The following is a 22,044-nucleotide window of genomic DNA, read 5'->3' on the forward strand; positions in this document are numbered from 1 at the left end:
CGTCAGCGGGCGATCAAAAAACAACCAGAGAGCTGACGTTGGCGACCACTTTAAAACGTTTGTTTTTATAATTGAAATTTATATTATCTATATTCGGCATTTTTCTGGTGAATGTCCGTCGAGGCCATTTCAGGTCCGGCACAGAACGATGAGGCGGTCTTCGTTATCCAGGTCCAGATACTCGTCGCGGGGCGGATTGAGGCTGACATGACGACCCCGTTCATTAGCCTGACTGCGCCAGACGCCCAGCGCCACCTCACCCTGCTCCGCCATTACTTTTTCCAGAACCTGAAAATCCGCGCTGGCCGGCAAGGGGTAATCCTGAGGGTCGCGAAACTGGATCTCGGCGCCACCCACGGTAAACAGCTCATCCAGCACCACCCGCAGCTCCCGACGCAAGGCCACCTGGGCCAGTACGTGGCTGACAATCATCGGGCTGATCATCATTTCGCTCTGATGGCCGGTCAACAGGTCACGGTTGTCCGGGTCGCTGAGTTCCATCAGTAACTGTGGGCGTTTACCACCTTCGCTGAGCAGGTCTTCCAGTTGCAGATAACCCACCATGGCCCGGGCATCCGCTTCCTCGCCTGAAGCCAGCCGGTCGCTGCTGAGCAGCAGAATGGCGTCGTAATTCAACGGGCCAACCCGGCGCAACTCGCCTTCCACCATGTAATCAGCCTCCACATGGCGGCAGACCACCCGGCCCGGCTCGGTCAGGTATCGGTTAATCTCCTGTTCACGCTCCGGGGCGGGCACCACCGAAACCACATCGACTTCAAATCGCTTCTGGCTATAGCTGGAGAATTCATCGATCAGGCTGGGCACCCGACGGTTCCAGCCCAGTACCAGCACCCGGTGAACGCGGTCCGAGGCTGCCACGGAGTGACTGGCCGATTCTGCGCGGCGAATCACAGGCAATGCTGGCACCTTTAGGTCAGGTTCGGTTTCAGCGTAGTCACGGGCCAGCATCACCACCCGGTCGGAAAGCTCAATCCGGGTGTCCGATGAGGCCGGCATCTGCACGTTCCAGCCCTTGCCAGCCTGTTTGAGAATGCCAAGCACAATGACCTTCGGGCGCTGCGAAGCCAATTCGCCCAGGGTCAGCCCCGCCAGGGAATCACCACCACGGATATAAAGCTCACAACCTTCACCGGCGGTCAGCAACTCGTTAAAAATCTCCGAAAGCCCCGGATGCAGGATGTTCTGTACCATCAGCCGGCTGATGGTGGCATCACCGGCAACCACCTCTATATCACCGGGATAAGCTCTCTCGATCACCGGGTGCTTGCGAACATCCTGAACCTCAGCCACTACAAAAGGCAGTGGCGCGTTGCGCTGGCGTGCCTGGGCAGCAATCGACAGCAGTGCCTTTACGGTTTCCACATCCGACGTCACCAGGCTGCCAGCCTCATGAGCCGCACTGGGCACGATCACTGCCGAGGCATCCAGGCAGGCGACCCGCTGTAGTGAATCCGGCTGAATCGCGGCACCCGCTCGCAGAATGATCTGGCGAGCCTTGCGGCCGATGCCCGGCTCGCTTCGCAGCTCATGGACCTGGGCCGCAGACGCGGTCTCTGAGAGGACTACCAGCCGCAACCGGCTGGTGTCGTGTTTTTCCAGGAATCGCCGCATTCGGCCAGACGATCCGAGCAGCTCCACCAGCAGTGGCATGGTCTGGCTGGTCCATCCCAGCACAACAATATGGTTTCGCAGGGTAACCGGTGTCAGCCCGCGCTCCAGATCTGTCATCTTGGCAATCAACCAGCGGGTCAGGATGGCAACCAGGGTGCCCATGAACACCACGTAGCCGCTGACGGTCAGAATCGTTGACACGAAGCGCTTCCAGTTACCCACATCATCGCCCAGGTAACCGGGATCGGTCAGCCGCAGAAACGCCCACCAGATGGCATCGCCCACATCGCTGAACGAGTCCCCCAACGGAAGCACCAGCAGGCCACCGATCAGCGAGATCAGACCAATGAATACACCCACCACCAGAAGCTGGAAGCCAGCCCCTTTGACGAGCTGGCGCTCTACCAGAAATTTAACGCGATCAATGAGTCGGAATGGCAGCATGTTCGTCCTTCAATTCTTCGTTAATGGCTTCTTCCAGCGTCGGGTGAAAACTGACTACGCCCTTTTCCGGCCTGACCCCGGCCCGGGCCAGGGTGCGCAGGGGCTGAAACTGTAGATCCGCGATAACGACCCGGGTGCCATCGCGGCGGCAGGTGTCAATCAGCCTGGTCAGCGCGGATAGCCCTCCGGCATCCAGAATGGTGACACCATCCATGTTGAGAACCAGCCCCCGGGCGCTGGCCGAGAGTTGCGCCAGGTCCCCGAAAACACGGTCAGCAGCGGCAAAAAACAGGGGCCCGTTGATCTTGAACACCTGCCAGCCCGGCGGAAGCGTGGTCTGCGCCAGGCGCTTGCTGTCAGTAATGTCGGTTACCCGGGTCATCTGGGCCATTTCCCGCATGAACAGCACCGCTGCCAGAAGGATGCCGGTGGTAATCGCAATCACCATATCCAGCACGACGGTAAGCGAGAAACAGGTGATGAACACCAGAATGTCACTGCGGGGCGCTTTTTTGATCAGGTGAACGGATTTCGGGGCCTCACTCATGTTCCAGGCCACCATCATAAGCAACGCGGCCATGGCGGCCATAGGCAGATAAGCCAATAACGGCGCCAGTGATACCAGGGCAAGCAGAACGACCAGTGCATGCACCATAGCCGCAACCGGGGACTCGGCCCCGGCACGGTAATTCGCCGCTGAACGAGCAATGGCCGCGGTCGCGGTAATGCCACCGAAAAAGGGTGTGATCACGTTGCCAATACCCTGCCCCAGAAGCTCGCTGTTGGCACTATGGCGCTTGCCGGTCATGCCATCCAGCACAACCGCACAAAGCAGAGATTCAATAGCGCCCAGCATGGCAATAGCAAAGGCCGCGGGTAACAGCTCCACCACCATATCCCAGCTTATGCCGAGCGGCTTACCACTGGCATCCGGGCGCTCCCAGGGCCAGGCAAACTCTGGCAGAAAAGGCGGAATGCCGGCGCCGGTGGTGCCGTCCGCCAGCAGGTAACTGAACCGCGAACCGATGGTGTCAATGGACGCGCCACTGGCATTCAGTACAACGGCCAGCAGGCTGCCAATGATCACCGCCGGCAAATGGGGCGGCACCGGTGTTTTCAGGCGGGGCCACAGCAGCATTACCGCCAGGGTGGCGGCTGCCACCAGCGTGGTCAGACCATCCAGGCCCGGCAGCGCCTGCCAGACCGCCGCCAGTTTATCCCAGTAGTACTCGGGCATCTGCTCGATATCAAGCCCGAAAAAATCGCGAAGCTGCAGCGTTGCTATCACCACCGCAATACCGCCGGTGAAGCCCAGAGTGACCGCTTCGGGGATGTATTCAATGAAGCGCCCCAGGCGCATGAATGCCATCAACAGCAACAACAGGCCGGACATCAGGGATGCCAGCAGCAGGCCACCCAGGCCGTAGGTCTGGGCAATGGGATAGAGGATGACGACAAAGGCGGCCGTCGGGCCGGAAATACTGAAACGGCTACCGCCGGTCAGAGCGATGATAAAGCCGGCAATGAATGCGGTATAAAGGCCGTACTGGGGTGGAACACCACTGGCAATCGCCAACGCCATGGCCAACGGTATGGCGATGATACCCACTGTGATGCCGGCCAGGAGGTCGCGGCCGAATCGTCTGGAGCTGTAGCGCTCATCAAAACAGGCTTCACGCAGGGCATGAGCCAGCCGAAGCGAGAAAAGATGGGCACGATGCGACATTAAAAGTCCCTAAAAACAGGCCAGAACAACAAAAGGCTGACAGCCAACCGGATTTCATGGTCGTATAAGCAACTATGACCAACTTTCAGTATGCCCGACACATGAATCACAGGTTTCCTGCTCTCCTGCGCCTTCCCGCATTGCTTGCCAGCCTGATGTTTGCCGGCTGCGCGGCGGTCACCGGCAGCCAGCCGGGCAATGGGTCCGGCGTATTGGCACCGCAATCCCAATATGATTCTATCATTACCGATAACCAGGGCAGCCCTCTATCCATCAACCAGCTGGCAGAAAAACTCGCGCCTGCGGATGTAGTAGTGATTGGCGAATACCACGGCCATCACGGCGCCCACCTGCTGCAGGCGCTGTTGCAATCAGCCCTGTATCAGCAGCGCCCCCGGCAAGTGCTGAGTATGGAGCAGTTCACCCTCGATAATCAGTCCGAACTGGACCGGTATCTGGCCGGCAAGACCGGTGAAGAAGAGCTGATTGCCGATGCCGACGCATGGTCAAACTACAAGGCTTCCTACCGGCCGCTGGTGGAGTTCTCAAAGCGCCGGGGCATTCCGGTCATTGCTGCCAATGCACCAGCGGATATTGTCCGGTGTGTGGGTCGCAACGGTGTCTACTATCTCGATCAACTCGATGCCCGGCGGCGCATACAGCTGCCGGATGAGCCCTTTCTAGACACGCCAGCTTATCGCAAGAAATTTTTTGCAGCGCTCGGTGGCGCTCATGGCTCAGACCAGGACAGCGCAAAGCCCGGAAAACGGCTTGAAAACAGCTATCTGGCCCAGCTTCTACGGGATAATACCATGGCGGACCGTGTCGTCGGGGCCCTGGCAGAGAACCCTGGCCATCAGGTGGTTCACCTGACCGGCACCTTTCACTCCGAAGACCGTCTGGGCATGGTGGCTGCCCTGGAAAAGCAGCGTGCGGACCTGAAGGTCGCGGTTGTCAGCCCGGTATTCTGGCAGGCGGGCGATGATCTGGACAGCCTGGTGGAAGCCCACAAGGGTAAGGGCGACTATCTCTATTTCCTGCAGCCTTTGCCAACTCAGTATAAAAGCAGTGAACGCCAGCGCGATGCAATGATGGCGCAGTTCCGCGAGGCCGGCGAATATTCCTGTGACTGAACCAGACAGCTGAGCGTTGGAATTACTGGGTCTGTACCATCTCGTCTGTAACCTGATATTCCCCGTTCAGCCAACGCACGATCTCACGGGCGGCCGGGTGATCGAAGCCTTCGTAGGTCGCCTTCAGCGCCTGTTTGCGCTCGCCGGTCATCCGCTGCAGCCCGGTGTCCTGAAGCAGTAGCAGATCCGCACCGACCTGTTCCGCCAGCGCATCACCCAGCACCTCATAGGCGGCATTCCCAAACGCCCGGCCATACTCATAACTCGCACCCTGCTCATAGGCCGTCGCCAGCGTGATCGCCGGAATGCCGGTCAGCGTGGGCTGCAAAGCGGGATTGATCGCGTGGCCCGACAGTTTTTCGGCATTGGCAGCGGGTCGGCCGGTGAAGCCTCTCAGATGCAGGTGTCGAGACATCCGGTCGCCGTCATTCACCGGGTAGTTGTCCCAAAGCAGCGGCTTACGTTGCAACAGCTGCCCCACTCTTTCCAGGTGCCCTGGCGACACTTCCCGGGCGCAGACTTCCTCGCCAGTCCAGAACACCCGGATATCCGGATGCAGATGTTCCCCCAAATCTGCCAGATAGCTCTCTGGCCGGGGCCCGAACACCCGGTCAAGAACCGGATCGTCAGAATAATAGGTAGGGCAGATGGTAAGCCGGCTGGCCCCGGTCCGGGCGCGGATCCATTCCATGATTTCCACCTGTCTCGCGGCCAGGTCAGGGAGATCGCTGTGCATGTCATCGAACAGAATAGCCAGCTCCTGAACGCCAACCTCATCCAGAAACGTCAGCTTTGCCGACAGCGCCGAGCGGGCCCGTTCGTCGAAATTATTGAATACCTCAAACGGACTCAACCCGACCCCGAAGCGAACACCCTTTTCACCGCAGAACGTTGCAAAATCCGCCAGTTCTGCCGCCAGCTCGGGCGGGTGCGGCTGATCCCAGCGACGGCGCAGATAGGCATCGGCCTTGGGCGCATACAGATAGAACCGGTAACCGTGGGGCGCCAGCTGTGCAACCAGCTGCTTACGCTCGTCCCAGCGCCAGAGCGGCCCGTAGAAGCCCTCGATAATGCCAAGTTCAATCGCTGATGCCATGACTGCCTTTTCCCACTGTCGGGTAGAACATAAATATCGTTTCAGACTAGCTGATATTGATCGCCAATCACCAGTAACCACTGGCCAGATTATCCCCGAAAGGTTACTGTATATATAAACAGTATTCAGGTGAGCAGCCATGAAAACACGCGGCACCGCAACCAACCCGCACAACCGGTTTCAACCGATCGTCACCGACCGGGACACGGATGACGGATGGTATCAGGACCCTGCAGACGAGGTGTGCCCGGATTCAATCGCAACCCAGGTCACCGACGAGCAGGTAAAAAGCATCATCAGCCGCAATCAATCGCCGGACGTGCCCTTTGATCAGTCAATCAACCCTTACCGTGGCTGCGAGCATGCCTGCGTATACTGCTTTGCCCGGCCCACTCACGCCTATTGGGACATGTCCCCCGGGCTGGATTTTGAAACCCGGCTGATCGCCAAACCCAACGCCGCGCAAAAACTCCGGGAAACGCTGGACAAGCCTGGCTACCAGCCAAAGCCCATAGCCCTGGGCGTCAACACTGATGCCTATCAGCCGATTGAAAAGCAGCGCCGGATCACCCGGGAGGTTCTGGAAGTACTGGCTGAATACCAGCACCCGGTATCGATCATTACCAAAGGTGCGCTGATTCTGCGCGATCTCGACCTGCTTTCGGATATGGCCAGTCAGGGTCTATGCTCGGTGCGGGTCAGCCTGACGACCCTGGACAACACCCTCAAAGCAAAAATGGAGCCCCGGACGGCGGCGCCCGTAACTCGCCTGAAAATCATCCGTGAGCTGTCTGCCGCGGGTGTACCAACCGGCATTGTTCTCGGCCCGGTGATTCCGTTTATCAACGACCATGAACTCGAGAAAATACTGGTGGCAGCGGCGGAAGCCGGCGCCAGCCGGGCCAGCTGGATCATGCTGCGACTGCCCCATGAACTGGACGAACTGTTCCGAGACTGGCTTCAGCGTCACTTTCCGGACAGGGCTGAGCGGGTCATGGGCCGCATTCAGGATTTGCGTGGCGGCAAAAGTTACGATTCCACGTTCGGGCGCCGCATGACCGGAACAGGCCCCTATTCCGATCTGATTCGCCAGCGATTTTCAAAAAAGGCAAACAGCCTGAGTCTGGCACTCCACGAAGCCGAACCGTTGCGCACTGACCGGTTCCGTCGCCCTGGCGGCCAGCAGATTGCACTGTTTTGAGGCAGCTAAGACCTAGGTCGAACAAACACCGGTTTTTCGTTCCACTGGCTACCGGATATTGTTACCTTATCGTTGAGTAAGAAAACTAAATGGCCCAAGACGGCCAGAATACCCATAAGAAAATACAACAATGACAAAAGAGGTTAGCTGAACAATGAGAATCCGTTCTGTTCTATCCGCAGCCGTGATGGCAATTGCAACCACCTTTGCTTCGACACAGGCCCTGGCCCAGGAAACCTTCACTCTCCGCCTGGCGGAAACCTGGGGACCCAACTTTCCGATCTTCGGTGACACCACCAAGAACTTCGCCGAGCGCGTTGAAAAAATGTCCGACGGACGCCTGAAAGTCCGCATCGACTCCGCCAACAAGCACAAGGCACCGTTGGGCGTTTTCGACATGGTCAAGGCCGGCCAGTACGACATGGGCCACTCCGCGTCCTACTACTGGAAAGGCAAGGTGCCCGAAACCCTGTTTTTCACCAGCATGCCGTTTGGCATGACCGCTGTTGAACAGTGGGCCTGGTTCTACCACGGCGGTGGCATGGAACTGATGCAGGAAGTCTACGAGCCCCACAACATGCTGTCTTTCCCCGGCGGTAACACCGGCGTTCAGATGGGCGGCTGGTTCCGCAAGGAAATCAAGACTTTGGAAGACCTTCAAGGCCTGAAAATGCGTATCCCGGGCTTTCAGGGTGAGGTATTTGCGGAAGTGGGCGTTAACCCCACCAACATCGCCCCGGGCGAGCTTTACACCGCGCTTGAGCGTAACACCATTGATGCCGTTGAATGGGTAGGCCCGGCACTGGACCTGCGTCTTGGTTTCCAGCAGATCGCTGACTACTACTACACCGGCTGGCACGAGCCTGCGACCGAACTGCAGTTCCTGGTCAACAAGAAAGTCTGGGAAAAGCTGCCGGCTGACCTGCAGGAAATCATGCGCATAGCCATGCGTACAGCGTCCTACGACATGCTGATTCACTCCCAGCACGCCAACGCTGAAGCCTGGGCCACCATCAAGGAAAAGCACCCGAACGTGCAGATCAAGCAGTTCCCCAAGGAAATTTTCCAGGCCATGTATGACGCCAACGAGAAGCTTCTGGCGGAAGCGGCCGAAGGCAACGAGCAGGCGGCACGCATTATTGAATCCCAGGAAAATTACCTGAACCAGAGCCGTGCCTACACGGATATCTCAACCCGGGCCTATCTCAACACGATGACTGAAGTCGAGTAAGCTAGCGGCAGTAACGAACCGGGACCACCTCAGGGGGCCCCGGTTTTTATCGTTTATAGTAACCGGAAAATCGCCAGGCACTCTGGCGGAGGATGATCGATGCGTTGGATTATCAAGCTGGATAACGGCCTGGCCTGGCTGTCCACTTTTTGTGGTTGGGTCGCCTGTGCCGCGATGATACTGATGGCGGGGAACGTCTTCTACGACGTTTTTACCCGCTACGTCCTGAACGACGTGTCCATCGGTATGCAGGAAATGGAGTGGCACCTGTATTCGGTGGTCTTCCTGCTTGGTATCCCCTACGCCCTGCGCACAGACGGACACGTACGCGTTGATGTGCTCTATGCCCGCTGGAGTGACAAAACCAAGGCATGGATCAACCTCATTGGCGCCATTATTTTCATTATTCCCTTCTCCTATCTGATCTGGAAATACGGATACGCCTTTGCCGTAGAGTCCTTCAGCATGGGCGAAGGCAGCGCTGACCCGGGCGGCCTTCCCCACCGCTGGATCATCAAGAGCGTTATCCCGATTTCCGCCGTGTTTACCGGCATAGCCGGCCTGAACATGGCCACACAGGCCCTCCGGGTCATGTCCGGGGAGAAAACCTACGAAGCGAAACACGGCGCGGAGGGTCTCGCATGATTGGCATGATTATGTTCGGGGTCGCCCTGCTGATGCTGATGTTCGGCTTCCCGGTTGCCTTTACCTTTGGCGGTGTTGCGCTGTTCTTCGGGGTGTTTGCCGAAGGCATGGATCTGTTCGCCTTCATGCCCTACCGGATCATGAGCGTCATGCAGAACACCACTCTCATGGCGGTACCCCTGTTTATTTTCATGGGTGTCGTGCTGCAGCGCACGAAACTGGCCGCACAGTTGCTGACCTCCATGGGCCGCCTGTTCGGCGGACTGCCCGGTGGCCTGGCCATCTCCACGATTCTGGTGGGCGCGCTGCTTGCTGCCTCGACCGGTGTGGTAGGCGCCAGTGTGGTGGCCATGGGCCTGATTTCCCTGCCAGTCATGCTCGCCCACGGTTACGACAAACGGCTGGCCACGGGCACCATCTGTGGCGCCGGCACCCTGGGCCAGATTGTTCCTCCGTCCATCATCCTGATCATTCTGGGGGACGTACTGGGCCTTCCGGTAGGTGATCTGTTCAAGGCGGCGGTTCTACCCGGTGTTGTGCTGATTGGTCTGTATATTGTCTATATTCTTATTCTCACCCGGTTCAGACCGGAGATGGCGCCAGCCATGCCAGACGACAACAACAAATCCAGGAGCAAAGAGATACGTGACGCACTATTGGCGATCATCCCGCCACTGGCACTGATGGTTGTGGTCCTGGGCTCCATTTTTGCCGGTATCGCCACACCCACTGAGTCATCTGCACTCGGCGGTGTCGGTGCGGTGATTCTGGCCCTGATCTATCGCCAGTTCTCGTTCAAGATGATCTGGGACGCCTCCAAGGACACGGTCAAGGTAACCGCCATGGTATTCGCCATTCTGATTGGCGCGACCGCCTTCTCAATGGTGTTCAGCTACACCGGCGGTGATTATCTGCTGGAAGAGTGGATGCTGGCGCTCCCGGGCGAGAAATGGGGTTTCGTTATCCTGGCCATGCTGGTCATTCTGGTGCTGGGTTTCTTCATCGACTTTGTGGAAATCTCCTTCATCATCGTGCCCATTCTGGCGCCCGTGGCAGAAGCGTTGGGTATCAACATGCTGTGGTTTGCCATCCTGATTGCCATGAACCTGCAGACCAGCTTCCTGACGCCCCCCTTCGGGTTCAGTCTGTTCTACCTCAAGGGGGTGTCGCCCCCGGAAGTGAAAACAACCGACATATACCGGGGTGTAATGCCCTTTATTCTGATACAGATTGCCGTGCTGGCGGCAATCTTCATCATGCCGGAATGGTTCGGGATGAGCTCAAGCTACTGAACCGACCCTGATCCCCTCTGGCGGAATGACAAACGCCAAACGTTTTCTATACTAAAGTCTATATGGAAACGGCCAGAGGGGATCATGGCACCATGCGCGACAGTACAGCCCGTAATACAGCGGATTACCGCAACCAGCCCGAGAAAAAGCACTCCAACATGCTCGATCTGCCTCTTGAGGCAACCCAGGCAGACCGCGAGCCCCACAGCTATGAACGCTGGCTGATTGCCAAGCTGCTGCGCATGGCGGGCTCCCCGCCCATCCGCTTTGAACTCTGGAATGGCGAACAGGTAGAACTGGAAGGCACCCAGCCCCAATTCACCATCCGCCTGAATGACCACAAAGCCCTCCTGACCCTGGTTTCCAACCCCAACCTTGCCTTTGGCGATCTTTACAGTGCCGGCAGGCTAGAGGTAACAGGCAACCTGCCAGACCTGATGGAGGCGCTGTATCGCAATATTCATCAGGCGAAGCAGCAATGGCCCAAATGGCTTGAAGCACTGTGGCGCAACCATAACCCCCGTTCGACTGGGCTCACGGAAGCTCGGGAGAACATCCATCATCACTACGATCTTGGCAACGATTTTTACAGGCTGTGGCTGGACACGGCTGAAATGCAGTACACCTGCGCCTATTACGAAACACCGGAACTGACCCTGGAACAGGCCCAATTGGCCAAACTGGAACACGTCTGCCGTAAGCTGCGATTGAAACCCGGCATGATCGTAGCGGAGGCAGGCTGCGGCTGGGGCGGTCTGGGCCGATATATGGCACGGGAATACGGCGTCAAAGTCCACGCCTACAATATTTCAAAGGAACAGCTTGACTACGCGCGGGAAGAGGCGAAGCGCCAGAACCTGGACCACCTGATCGACTACATTGAAGACGATTACCGCAATATCGATGGCCAGTACGACGCCTTCGTCTCCGTTGGCATGCTCGAACACGTCGGCAAGGACAACTTCCCGGCCATGTCCGACCTGATCCGCCGGGTACTGAAACCCGACGGCCTGGCGCTGCTCCACAGCATTGGGCGAAATCGCCCGATGCTGATGAACGCCTGGATTGAAAAGCGCATCTTCCCGGGGGCCTACCCCCCAAGCATTTCCGAATTCATGGGCATCTGCGAGCAGGGAGACTTTTCGGTACTGGATGTAGAGAACCTGCGCCTGCACTACGCCATGACACTGGCCCACTGGATGGAACGATTCCAGCAGCACCGCCAGACAATCACCGATCTGTACGACGAAAACTTCACCCGAGCCTGGGAAATGTATCTGGCCGGTTCAATTGCGGCTTTTCGCGCCGGTTCCCTGCAGTTATTCCAGGTGGTGTTTACCCACGGGTCGAATAATCAGTTGCCACAGAGCCGTCGCGACCTTTACCAGAGCCCGGCCGCTCCAGAGGCATAACAATGGAATACTATGATCTGATCATCGTTGGCGCAGGGCCATCTGGCTCCACCCTGGCCAACGCTCTGCGCAACAGCGGCAAACGCGTGTTGATTGTGGACAAGCAGACCTTCCCCCGGGACAAAACCTGCGCCGGTTGGGTAACACCCACGGTCATGGAAAGCCTTAACGTCAACCTGGACGATTACAGTCGTGGCCGAACGCTTCAGCCCATCAGCCAGTTCCGCATTGGCATGATGGGCCAGCCGGCGGTGGAGAATGATCACGGTGAAGTTGTCAGCTATGGCATCCGCCGCTGCGAGTTCGACGCCTACCTGCTGGACCGGGTAGATTCGCCCAAAGCGCTCGGAACGGCGGTCAAGAGTGTTGAGCGGGACGGCGGCAACTGGGTTGTAAACAGTACCTGGCAAGCACCCCTGATTGTCGGCGCCGGAGGCCATTTCTGCCCGGTTGCCAAACTGCTTGGTGACGGCCCGGGCGCCCACGAAACGGTGGTCGCGGCCAAGGAAGTGGAATTCCAAATGACGCCAGATCAGGCCCAGCGGTGCCAGGCCCGTGGCGATACCCCGGAACTCTGGTTCTGCAAAGACCTGAAAGGCTACGCCTGGGTATTCCGCAAGGGGGACTTTCTCAACATTGGCCTGGGCCGCGAAGACAACCACAAACTGAACGACCACCTGAACGCCTTCGTCTCCGAAATGAAAGCCAGCGGCCGCATACCGGATGACCTACCGGGCCGCTTCAAGGGCCACGCTTATCTGCTGTATGACCACGCCGAACGACCACTGGTTGATGACGGGCTTATGCTGATTGGCGATGCGGCTGGTCTGGCGTATACCCAGAGCGGTGAGGGTATTCGCCCCGCCATCGAATCTGCACTCATGGCCGCCGATCTGATCTGGGGCCTGGAAGAGTTTTCGGCGCAATCACTGCAACCCTACGGTGAAGCCATCGCCCGCCGCTTCGGCAATCGCAGCGAAAATCAGAAAGCTGGATTTCAGGTACCAAACTGGGTAAAAATGCCTATAGCGAGTACACTGATGCGCTCCCACTGGTTTACCCGAAAAGTGGTAACTGAAAAGTGGTTCCTGCACCAGGAGTCCTGACTCCACCGTATCCCCACTGCCAAGACCGCCCATGACCATTGACGTACAGGCCCTCTTTCCCAAACTGGTCAATCTGCTGCTGGACACGGTCTTTCTGGTCGACGAGTCAAACCACATCGTCTTTGTCAGCGATGCCTGTCATTCTCTGCTGGGCTATCAGCCTGAAGAAATGATCGGGCGCCCCATTCTGGACTTTATCCACCCGGATGATCTTGAAGCCACCAGGGCTTCTGCCCAGCGCATTATGAATGGCCTACCGCACAACGACTTTGAGAATCGATACCTCCACAAGGAAGGCCGTGTGGTACATATCCTCTGGTCGGCTCGCTTGTACGAAGAGGAACGGTTGCGAATTGGCGTTGCCCGCGATGTGACCGCCCTGCGCCGGGCTGATCAGACCCGCAACGCTCTTTACCGGATTTCCGAAGCGGCCCACGCGGCAGATAACTTTGACAGCCTTTGCATCGGGGTGAAAAAGGTCATCGCGGAACTATTCCCCAAAGACAGGCTGAACCTGGAGTTCCACGACGCTGAAACCTCCGCCCTGCCGGCTCCTGAATCAGGGCAACAACGGTCTGACCGCGTGGTGGATATTCTGCTGGTTTCGAAGAACGCCACACTGGGCAGGCTCACCCTTGAAAAAACCGTTCCCCAGGCCGCCTTTGACGATAAAGACAGGGAACTGCTCGAGTTCGTGGCAACCCAGGTGGCCGCCATGGTTGAGCGAAAAAAGGCCGAAGAAACCCTGCGTTTCATGGCCCACCACGACCCGCTGACCGGCCTGACCAACCGGGCCCTGTTCTACGACCGACTGGAGACCGCCCTGCGCACCGCCAGCCGCAACAACAGCCGGCTGGCATTGTTGTACCTGGACCTGAACGAATTCAAACGCATCAATGACACCTGGGGCCATGAAGCCGGGGATGAGGTACTCCGGGCCGTGGCTCAGCGGCTGGAAGCGGGAACAAGACAGAGCGATACCATCGGGCGCATGGGTGGCGACGAATTCACGGTACTGTTAAACGATATTCCGGACGCGGCGGCCGTTGTCGAGGCAGCCGCCGAAAAAATCCGCGACATCCTTGCCAAGCCAATCGACTTTGCGGGACAGAGTTTCAGCATTACGTCCAGTATTGGCGTCGCCCTTTATCCTGAAGACGGCGATACCGCCCGGCAACTACTGATCAGGGCCGACACCAACATGTACCTGAACAAACACGGAGCCTGAGGCCGCCCCGCTCATACAGGCCAGGGCAGCGCTCAAGGTTGGCTTATTTGGCGGTAATGGTAGACATCACCAGCTTGCCATCTTTCTTGATCGGGCCATCTTCTTTGGCGCCGAGGGTGTATTCGAAAACGCCGGTTTTCATGCCGCCTTCCTCGCTGTGCACCATCAGCATCAACATGTCACCGGAAGCCACTTCCTCAGTCAGAATGGCGGCGACATCTTCGGTCATGCCCTTCTTGATGGGCGCGTGACCAACCACCGGGCCGGGCTTCATGGCTTCGTCAGTGCGGTGCACCACCAGCCAGCCGTTGGCGCCTGTATTTACCTTGTCGGCAGTCACCGTTCCGTCAGCAACGGACTGATCTTCAGCCCAGACCTTGTCTTCGCCATGGCCTGCCTGGGCCATACCTGTAGCCATCGCACCGGAAACCAGTGCTGCCATCAATGCGGTGGTTTTTAGTTGCTTGTTCATTGCATTCTCCTTGCTGTGGTTTTTCCCGTTCGTCCAGTCACTCGGAACGGGTTAACCACAGCTACGGGTGATGCAATGGAAAAGTTTCAGCCCAGGCGCCCTTTCACGGATTATCGCCCTGAGCATCGTCACCAGTCGGGTAAAGGTAGCCGTGGATGGCCGGGCTGGTAGGCTGGCCAGTGGGCGAGCCGCCCGGTGGCTCAACGCTGATACCGAAGGTGGCCTCACGCAGCAGGTCCGGGTCGTACTGGCTGAGGGCCGCTTCATCAAGCTGGAACTGATCACCCAGCACACCGACGGAGCGGGGGTTGGGGCCGAGCTCGTCAGCCTTGATCCACAACTGATAGGACTTGTCAGGCTTGGCCTCCGCGGTCACCGGCCGAATGTTGACCTGGCGCTGTTCCAGGTCAACGGTCAGCAGAAACGCGGGCTGCTGATCGTCATGCTGGAACACCGCCACAAAGGATTCCGATGACGGCTGGGGCTGGACCGTCAGCACCGCCACCAGCACCAGGGCAGCAGCAGAGGCTACTGCCGTGCTCCAGCGCCAGCGATTCAACTGGCGACGTAGGGCAACTACGTTGCTGCCGGGGTTACTATTAGAGCTGCTGTCATTCCGCTCCAGCGCCCGCTCGATTCTACCGAACAGTTCAGGGCCGGGTTCAACCGGCTCAACGTCATCGACCAGATCAGCCAGGCGCTGCTCCCACTCAAGAATGCGGGCCTCCAACGCCGGGTCCTGCTCGCGCCGGGCGTTAAGGGCGTTGCGCTCATCAACCGGCAGGGTTCCCAGCACATACTCGGCAATTTGCATGTCCAGATCGTCGCGCTCAATCATGATTCCAGGCACCTCTTGATGTCCTGCAACGCACGGCGCAGCCATGTTTTCACAGTATTGACCGGCTGGCCAAACTGGCCGGCCAGATCGTCCCGGGACCAACCATTCAGGTACGCCAGGCGCACCATGTCCTGTCGTTCTTTTTCCAGTTGGTCAATGCAATGATTCAGTTGGTTCACGGATTGCTGGTCTTCTACCTGTTGCTGCGCTGTCGTCTGACCACCGGGCACCTGGTCCAGCTGGTCGTCGTTAACGGTGCGGCCGGTGGGGTGCTTGCGCAGCTCATCGATAGCACTGTTCCGGGCGATGGATACCATCCAGGTAATTGGCGAGGACTTGTCTTCGTCAAACTGCCCTGCTTTTTGCCATACCTTCAGGTAGGCGTCCTGAATCACTTCTTCAGCCCAGGCCCGGTTATTAAGGATACGTAATACCACACCGAGAAGTTTCGGTGCGGTCGCCTGGTAAAGACTGGAAAAGGCGGCACGGTCCGCCTGGGCAACACGGGCGATCAGCTTGCTGATGCCCGCCGTGGATGTTGAAGGATCTGACTGCATGAAGCGTACCGGAACAGATTTGAACTCACAGTGTAGGCGAAAATCAGGGCTTGTTCATTGACTCAGCCATTGCCGCATACCCTCGCCCAGGTAAACCTGGGGGTAGGACCAACTTTCCTCATCCATGCCGATGTCTTCCTCCCAGCTGCGGATCTGCCGGGTGACCTGCTCAAACATGGCATCCGGCTCCGACAGTGACAGGCCAACGCTCTGGTAAACCGCTTTGGTAAACCACGTCATCTCGGAATCATCGCCGCAACCAAAGGAGGTACGGTCTTCCCTGGAGGAAGTCATTATCCAGGTGTCACTGCTTTTCAGTGAATCAATCCACTGGCCCGAGAAACAGGCAGACACCACGATCAGTTTGCGTCGGGCTTGAAGGGGTTCCAGCATTTGAGCAAACGCCTGGGGCGACAGGTCAGGCAGGTCGAGCCCCGGCTGCTGGAAACTCAGCGCACCGTCACGAGCACCGTGGCTGACAAGGTGCACCACCAGCAGGTCTTCCTCCGGGTTCAGCTTCTGGTCCAGTGCTTTCAGGGCGGTGCTCACGGAAGGCCGGGTAGCCAGCGGGAAGGTTTCATAATCCCGGTGGTTGAGCAACATGATGGCGCGACTGTCCACATCAAACAGCGTCTGCACGCCATTCCTGGCAACCTTGATGTCCCGCATAAACACCGATTCGGTGCCATCACCGCCGACCGCCAGAAAATACGCATCGCTTTTCCCCGGCCGTTCCTGCGCCAGGCTGTTGATCTGATCGTTCAGACGCTGTTGATCCTCAGCAAGAATGGTTTCGGTCAGCGGCTCTGGTTGTGTTTGAGCGGCTGGTGCGTCAGCGCTCTCGTCAGTGCCGCCTTCTTCACCACCAACAAACTCGCCCTTTTCCCAGGTGCCGGACAGCCGACCTGCCCCTTCCCATTCATCCACATAGGCGTAGGTGCCTTCGCCGTGGTAATCCCAGTCCTCGAACTCGCCCTGATAGGTGCCATAATCGGTGATATGACGGCCCTCAACCGGCTGGCCTTCCAGAAACTCGGCGACATACAGGCCACCCGGATACAGATAGCGGCCCTGGCCGGACATCATCCCCTGCCGGAATTGCCCCTCATAACGCCAGCCCGTGGGGGATTCAATTTCACCCTCGCCATGCCAGTAGCCGTTCTGGAACTCCCCACGGTAAACCTTGCCGCTGGGAAACTCCTGGGTACCCTCACCGTGGAATAATCCGTCAACGATGCCGCCGGAATACACGCTGCCATCAGGCAGGCGCGCGTCGGGCGCGATCAATTCAGCCGTGTCGCAGGCGGTAAGTAACATCAGAGCAACCAGCGGCAGCATACTAATCGGGCCGCCCAAACGGAGCCTCCTTTCAACGTTCATGCTTCTGATCCCATTCAAGCGTGATGATTGCCGCCAATCATAGTGCCTTTCTGTCCCCGGCGAAACGGCTCAGCCGGCCAGCGCACCATGGAAACTGCCCGTTCGCCAAACACAAAAAGGCCGGGCATGGCCCGGCCTTCTGACGTGCGGCTGAGTTTCTAATCTCAACGGATCATCAGAACTTTACGCGCATACCGGCCAGGAAGCCCAGATCGGTATTGTCTTCGTCAGTGTCTGCCACTTCAGCAAAGGCACTGACATTTTTGTGCTGCGGGAACTTGTAGGTCACGTTGGCGTACCAGCCGGTAATGTCATCTACATTGTCTTCTTCCTGATTCTGCATGCCCAGGGCAACACCGGTGGTGTTGGTGATGTCGAAGGTTGCGGCCACGTTCAACAGCGATATTTCAACATCGGTGTTGGTGTCGTCGGTGCTGCTGTAGTCGGCGCCCAGCGAAGCGATACCGAAATCATAGGAAGCGCTCACGCCGTAGGTGTCCAGGGAATCCTGTGCCAGCGGGGTGTAGGTCTGGTAAGCCGCCGCCAGGGCCAGGCCGGCGATTTCTGTAGCAGCAAACAGGTCGGTGTATTCGCCGGTAATGCCCTGCTTGTTCTCTGCTTCCAGTTCGTGACTCAGCACCAGGTAAACGGTATCCAGATCAACGTCGAAACGGATGGTATCGTCACCGTCAGTCGCGATGTCGTCATAACGGTCTTCAGCCAGAGGCGTTTCATAAGCTTCTTCAATACCAAACTCGTCAGAAGCGAAGTTCTGCTTGCCCAGAGAGCCGGAAACCGCGCCATACTGAAGGCCAACGTAGGCTTCTTCCATCGGTTCCTCAGTGCCACCGTCATTGGCGTGGTCTTTGAAGTCCAGATCAACACGACCGAAGGCCTTCATGTTGTTGCCCAGGTCGTAGCTGATGTAGTTCTTCAGCTCCAGGTCGTCATAGTCAACGTACAGATCTTCGTCGTCACCAATGTTCTGACGCAGTTGAACCTGAAAATCACCGTTGAGCTTGTAGGTCAGGCCGTCTTTTTCGTAGATGGTGGCTGCGTTAACCGAACCTGCGGCTACAGAGGACATGGCAACAGCCAGAAGAAGCTTTTTCATTTACTTTAACTCCACTATCGTTTGGTTTTTAAATGCTCTGATTTCTGAAATTAATTCCTGGTTACATATTGCAAATACAAACATCAGCCAGGACATCAAGAATTTGAAAAAATCCGGGGCAAAGCCCCGGCTAAAGGTTTGTTCACTCAAATCGCAACATGAATTCAAAGCCTTGTTGGGGCTCAGGCTTTGAGACGCTAACTTAGCGGTGATTTATTTCGCAGGAATGACATATTTGCGGCAGTTTTATTTCATATTTAATGTCGGCTGATTTTTGAAAACCGATCAATATAAATCAGACAATATTAAGGTTTGACTTAATATTTATTTCTATCATCCAATTGCGTCAGGAATCGTATAGACTGGGGCATTCACACAAGGCGGGTATCACATGTCTCACCACACCAACAACACCAGACCGCAAGCTGCACCCCGGCTTCCCTGCCGGGGCTGCCTGCCCGACTGCCCCAACTATGCAACCTGTGACGGCAAGCCCTGGCGGGCTGACAAGGCGGCAGGGGCACAGAAATCGCAGCCAGGCTCCGGCGCCTGAGCAGCGACTATGCTGCTCTATACCCTGTGCGTTCTGGCCGTTATCGGCTTCTCGGTGTTCTATCTGTTTTTCTATCGTGGCTGGATTCGCGAAAGGCGACTGCAGGAACCTTTTCCCGAAGACTGGCAGCAGTTACTGGAAACCCAGGTTCCCCTGTACCGCAAGCTGCCTACGGCACTGAAAGGCCAACTGCAACAACACGTGCAGTTGTTTATCGCTGAGAAATCGTTTTACGGCTGCGACGGGTTCGAGGTAAACGACCGGGTACGCATCACCATAGCCGGGCACGCCTGTCTGCTGATTCTTGCTCGCAGCTTTACGGATTTCGACGAGGTCAGCAGCATCCTGGTCTACCCTGACGCCTATCATGTTCGGCAAGTTGAAAGTGATGGCTTTGTGGTCAGTGAAAGCAGCCAGATCCGCGCCGGGGAGGCTTCCAGCCACGGGCAAGTGGTGCTGGCATGGGCGGAATGTGAGGAAGGCGCGGTAAACCCTGAAGGACACCACAATGTGATCCTTCACGAGTTCGCCCACCAGCTTGATTATCTGGACGGCACCGCCGATGGCGCGCCGCCGCTCAGTGGCGAACAGGCCCGGCACTGGCAACAGACCATGACCCAGGCTTATGAGCAACTGCGTGATTCACTGCGCCACCACCAGCAGCCGTGGCTTGATCCTTACGGCGCAACCGAGCCGGCTGAATTCTTCGCAGTGCTGACGGAAGCCTTTTTCCAGCAGCCGGAACACCTGAAACACGAGCAGCCAGAGGTTTACCGGGCTCTTCGTGGATTCTACCGCCTGGACCCGCTCAATCTCGGCAACGCCCAGGCGGCTCAGGCTCACTGAACCGGCTGGCAGCCCCGTACCGCAAGCGCAAGATTGGTTGTGCCTTTGATCTGCTCGTAATATCGGGCAGCGGTCTGCACGCCCATATCGGCATAGTTGCCTGCCGTGGGGCTGATCAACTGGGCCAGTTGGGTCCAGGCGTCGGCAGACTGGCGGTCCTGTTTATAGGCTGAAAACGCCTGGCTGATTTCAGTGCAGGTAATACCGTTGCCATCAGTGGCGGCAGACGACACATAGTTCGATGTCTGGCAGCCTGCCAGAGCACCCATGACCGCAACCACGATCAGACTTTTGAAATTCACGAATCGGAACCTCCGTTAGCGGACAACATTTTTCCGGAAAGAAAGCGTATATGGTGTAACACATCATTCCCTGAAGCCACTAAAATGCATCTTCACTGCTAAGCTGCACCCAGAATCCTGAGGAATTTTTCATGGCAGAAGTACCCCAAAAACAGTCCGGCACCAGCGGCTATTCCTGGAAGCTTTCCGCCGTGGCGGCTGTCGCGTCCGTGCTCGCAGCCATATTCACATTAGGCCAGGTGCCTCTCATCATCACCGGGCTGATTCTGCTCACCGCCGTTGGCTGGGGCTTTACCGCCAGAGACAACAAGCGGGCCGCAGAGCAGGCAAAAAATCCCTCCAACACCGAGTAACCGTATCCGACAGCACGGATTAACTAAGTAGATTCCGGGGGCTTGTCACTGAAACACACTGCGTTAAGCTGGTCGCAATTCACCCATAAAGGTAATCGCGACTATGGGAACCGCATTTAAAAAATTCAGCAGTAACCCCACCATTCCACCGCTGGACCCTGCCCGGGTCTCCATCCTTGAAGAAGCAGGGCTGACCGTCAAACAGCTGGAGCCGCTTGGCGTTGAAATATACGGCGCCGACGTCCGCGCCCGGTTGCCGGAGCCCGCCATCAAGGCCCTGGAAGAAGAAATGGCCCACCGCGGGTTCATTGTGTTCAAACACCAGCCCGGCCTGTCTGCGGATGAGCTGGTCAACGCCAGCAAATGGTGGGGCGCGGGTGAAATTCATTCCACCCACGGTGTCCACCCCGCCACGCCGGGAATGAACCGGGACATCTTCCGCTGCTCTAACGACAACCGCCATGGAATACTGGGCGTTGGCCCGCAGTGGCACAACGACGGCAGCTTTGAAGCGGCAACGTTTTCCCATTCCGCCTATTACATGGCCCGGGCGCCGGAACAGGGCGGCGGCACCCACTTCGCGCATCAGGGCGCCGCTTTTGATGTTCTGCCCCGGGAAAAGCAGGAATTCTGGGAGCGCCTTGTGTCCGTCAATTCAGCCACAGGCGTAACCCATCCGGTGGTACACACCCATCCCATTTCCGGCCGCAAGAGCGTCTGGCTGCACCTGGGAATGACCGGGGGCGTGATCGAACGGCTGCCGGAAGACGGCCTGTCCATCGATGAGCTGCAGCAAAAACCCGCAGACACCGGCCAGCTTCGCCTTCTCAACGAAGATGAAATGAAGCAGTTGTTCAATGACTACAACGACCTGATGAACGCGTCTTTCGAGAAGGGCTACGGCATAAAATACCAGTACGACACCGGCGATCTGCTGTTCATCGATAACTGGGCCCTGGCTCACCGGGCATCGCCGGAGGCCCACCTGCCGGCGGATCAGCAGGGGCTGAGGATCATGGACCGGGTCACTATCAAATCCAGACAGAACCTGGCACCGCACTTTGGTTTACCGCAATACATCCAGATATCCCGGCCCCACCCGCTCAATCAGGACGGCGTATGGCAGGCTGGTGGTGTGGGATTCCGCTGGAAGGACGACATACCCATGCAGAACTGAAGGAGTCAATCTCGGGCTCTTTCCTCAAGACACTCATAAGAGCCCATTTCAAACTCCCGACAGATCCAGGGGCGGTTTTCATAGATCGTACACATAAAGGTGTCCCGATCCAGCGCCGAACACCAGCCATCGTCCAGCCGCAGCATGGTCTCGCCGCCCCACTTATCCACTGCGATGTGCCGCTCCGGAACACCCGTATCGGAAATAATCATGACTTCCAGGCGACAGCAGCAAGCCCGGCAGTTTGAGCAGGAAACTTCGCCATCGACCAGATTTTTGGCAGGAATTGTCGTCATTTTACGGCCA

22 protein-coding genes are annotated in these 22,044 nt (G+C 57.5%); 12 read left to right on the forward strand and 10 right to left on the reverse strand.

The annotated features are described in order from the left end of the window. Positions 1-129: 129 nt before the first annotated feature. The gene (locus tag E5Q11_RS10385; protein ID WP_135803308.1) at positions 130-2,076 is read right to left on the reverse strand and encodes a CASTOR/POLLUX-related putative ion channel; all 1,947 of its coding nucleotides are present in this window, start codon (positions 2,074-2,076) and stop codon (positions 130-132) included. Further along, on the reverse strand, positions 2,054-3,802 hold the full coding sequence (gene dauA, locus E5Q11_RS10390; RefSeq protein ID WP_135803309.1) for a C4-dicarboxylic acid transporter DauA: 1,749 nt from the start codon (positions 3,800-3,802) through the stop codon (positions 2,054-2,056). Before dauA ends, E5Q11_RS10385 begins: the two co-directional genes overlap by 23 nt. 101 nt (positions 3,803-3,903) lie before the next feature. Between dauA and E5Q11_RS10395 the strand changes: the two genes are divergently transcribed. After that, positions 3,904-4,935: a ChaN family lipoprotein gene (locus tag E5Q11_RS10395; protein WP_225314899.1), complete on the forward strand. Its 1,032-nt coding sequence runs from the start codon at positions 3,904-3,906 to the stop codon at positions 4,933-4,935. A 22-nt stretch (positions 4,936-4,957) separates the two neighbouring features. Here the strand turns inward: E5Q11_RS10395 and E5Q11_RS10400 are convergent, their stop codons facing one another. Next, complete coding sequence (locus E5Q11_RS10400; RefSeq protein WP_135803310.1) at positions 4,958-6,031, reverse strand: beta-N-acetylglucosaminidase domain-containing protein; 1,074 nt, start codon at positions 6,029-6,031, stop codon at positions 4,958-4,960. A 139-nt stretch (positions 6,032-6,170) separates the two neighbouring features. Here E5Q11_RS10400 and E5Q11_RS10405 point away from each other — a divergent pair, with 139 nt between their 5' ends. The 7 genes from E5Q11_RS10405 (at position 6,171) to E5Q11_RS10435 (ending at position 14,146) form a co-directional block, all read left to right on the forward strand. Continuing rightward, positions 6,171-7,232, forward strand: coding sequence for a PA0069 family radical SAM protein (locus E5Q11_RS10405; RefSeq protein WP_135803311.1), 1,062 nt, complete (start codon positions 6,171-6,173; stop codon positions 7,230-7,232). Positions 7,233-7,386: 154 nt separating this feature from the next. Beyond that, positions 7,387-8,463, forward strand: coding sequence for a TRAP transporter substrate-binding protein (locus tag E5Q11_RS10410; RefSeq protein WP_135803312.1), 1,077 nt, complete (start codon positions 7,387-7,389; stop codon positions 8,461-8,463). A 99-nt stretch (positions 8,464-8,562) separates the two neighbouring features. Continuing rightward, on the forward strand, positions 8,563-9,108 hold the full coding sequence (locus tag E5Q11_RS10415) for a TRAP transporter small permease subunit (RefSeq protein ID WP_135803313.1): 546 nt from the start codon (positions 8,563-8,565) through the stop codon (positions 9,106-9,108). Continuing rightward, positions 9,105-10,400, forward strand: coding sequence for a TRAP transporter large permease (locus E5Q11_RS10420; protein ID WP_135803314.1), 1,296 nt, complete (start codon positions 9,105-9,107; stop codon positions 10,398-10,400). Before E5Q11_RS10415 ends, E5Q11_RS10420 begins: the two co-directional genes overlap by 4 nt. Before the next feature lie 92 nt (positions 10,401-10,492). After that, entirely contained in the window at positions 10,493-11,812 is a 1,320-nt protein-coding gene (locus E5Q11_RS10425) for an SAM-dependent methyltransferase (protein ID WP_135803315.1), read from the forward strand. Positions 11,813-11,814: 2 nt separating this feature from the next. Next, positions 11,815-12,918 carry an NAD(P)/FAD-dependent oxidoreductase gene (locus E5Q11_RS10430; protein ID WP_135803316.1) on the forward strand — a complete coding sequence of 368 codons (1,104 nt, stop codon included), beginning with the start codon at positions 11,815-11,817 and terminating at the stop codon, positions 12,916-12,918. Between the two features lie 31 nt (positions 12,919-12,949). Next, on the forward strand, positions 12,950-14,146 hold the full coding sequence (locus E5Q11_RS10435; RefSeq protein WP_135803317.1) for a sensor domain-containing diguanylate cyclase: 1,197 nt from the start codon (positions 12,950-12,952) through the stop codon (positions 14,144-14,146). 43 nt (positions 14,147-14,189) lie between these two features. Here E5Q11_RS10435 and E5Q11_RS10440 read toward each other — a convergent pair whose 3' ends face one another. From E5Q11_RS10440 to E5Q11_RS10460, 5 genes are all read right to left on the reverse strand, one after another. Continuing rightward, positions 14,190-14,618: a DUF7282 domain-containing protein gene (locus E5Q11_RS10440; protein WP_135803318.1), complete on the reverse strand. Its 429-nt coding sequence runs from the start codon at positions 14,616-14,618 to the stop codon at positions 14,190-14,192. 103 nt (positions 14,619-14,721) lie between these two features. Further along, positions 14,722-15,456 carry an anti-sigma factor gene (locus E5Q11_RS10445; RefSeq protein WP_135803319.1) on the reverse strand — a complete coding sequence of 245 codons (735 nt, stop codon included), beginning with the start codon at positions 15,454-15,456 and terminating at the stop codon, positions 14,722-14,724. Next, the gene (locus E5Q11_RS10450) at positions 15,453-16,013 is read right to left on the reverse strand and encodes a sigma-70 family RNA polymerase sigma factor (protein ID WP_135803320.1); all 561 of its coding nucleotides are present in this window, start codon (positions 16,011-16,013) and stop codon (positions 15,453-15,455) included. The genes E5Q11_RS10445 and E5Q11_RS10450 overlap by 4 nt, the downstream gene beginning before the upstream one ends. 54 nt (positions 16,014-16,067) lie before the next feature. Further along, on the reverse strand, positions 16,068-17,369 hold the full coding sequence (locus tag E5Q11_RS10455) for a C13 family peptidase (protein ID WP_168215639.1): 1,302 nt from the start codon (positions 17,367-17,369) through the stop codon (positions 16,068-16,070). Between the two features lie 199 nt (positions 17,370-17,568). Next, on the reverse strand, positions 17,569-18,507 hold the full coding sequence (locus E5Q11_RS10460; protein WP_135803322.1) for a porin: 939 nt from the start codon (positions 18,505-18,507) through the stop codon (positions 17,569-17,571). Between the two features lie 391 nt (positions 18,508-18,898). On the opposite strand from E5Q11_RS10460, the gene E5Q11_RS17865 reads away from it, so the two are divergent. Then, on the forward strand, positions 18,899-19,060 hold the full coding sequence (locus tag E5Q11_RS17865) for a hypothetical protein (protein ID WP_210426309.1): 162 nt from the start codon (positions 18,899-18,901) through the stop codon (positions 19,058-19,060). Between the two features lie 9 nt (positions 19,061-19,069). Continuing rightward, entirely contained in the window at positions 19,070-19,906 is an 837-nt protein-coding gene (locus E5Q11_RS10465) for a M90 family metallopeptidase (protein WP_135803323.1), read from the forward strand. Here the strand turns inward: E5Q11_RS10465 and E5Q11_RS10470 are convergent. Beyond that, positions 19,900-20,208, reverse strand: coding sequence for a hypothetical protein (locus tag E5Q11_RS10470; protein WP_225314900.1), 309 nt, complete (start codon positions 20,206-20,208; stop codon positions 19,900-19,902). The genes E5Q11_RS10465 and E5Q11_RS10470 overlap by 7 nt on opposite strands. A gap of 131 nt (positions 20,209-20,339) precedes the next feature. Between E5Q11_RS10470 and E5Q11_RS10475 the strand changes: the two genes are divergently transcribed. Then, positions 20,340-20,561, forward strand: coding sequence for a hypothetical protein (locus E5Q11_RS10475; RefSeq protein ID WP_135803324.1), 222 nt, complete (start codon positions 20,340-20,342; stop codon positions 20,559-20,561). 103 nt (positions 20,562-20,664) lie between these two features. After that, a complete protein-coding gene (locus E5Q11_RS10480; RefSeq protein ID WP_135803325.1) occupies positions 20,665-21,738 on the forward strand; it encodes a TauD/TfdA dioxygenase family protein in 1,074 nt (357 codons plus the stop codon). Between the two features lie 5 nt (positions 21,739-21,743). Here E5Q11_RS10480 and E5Q11_RS10485 read toward each other — a convergent pair whose 3' ends face one another. Then, positions 21,744-22,034, reverse strand: coding sequence for a YkgJ family cysteine cluster protein (locus E5Q11_RS10485; protein WP_135803326.1), 291 nt, complete (start codon positions 22,032-22,034; stop codon positions 21,744-21,746). Between the last annotated feature and the right edge of the window lie 10 nt (positions 22,035-22,044).

Source organism: Marinobacter confluentis, assembly GCF_004785685.1.
Lineage (GTDB): Bacteria > Pseudomonadota > Gammaproteobacteria > Pseudomonadales > Oleiphilaceae > Marinobacter > Marinobacter confluentis.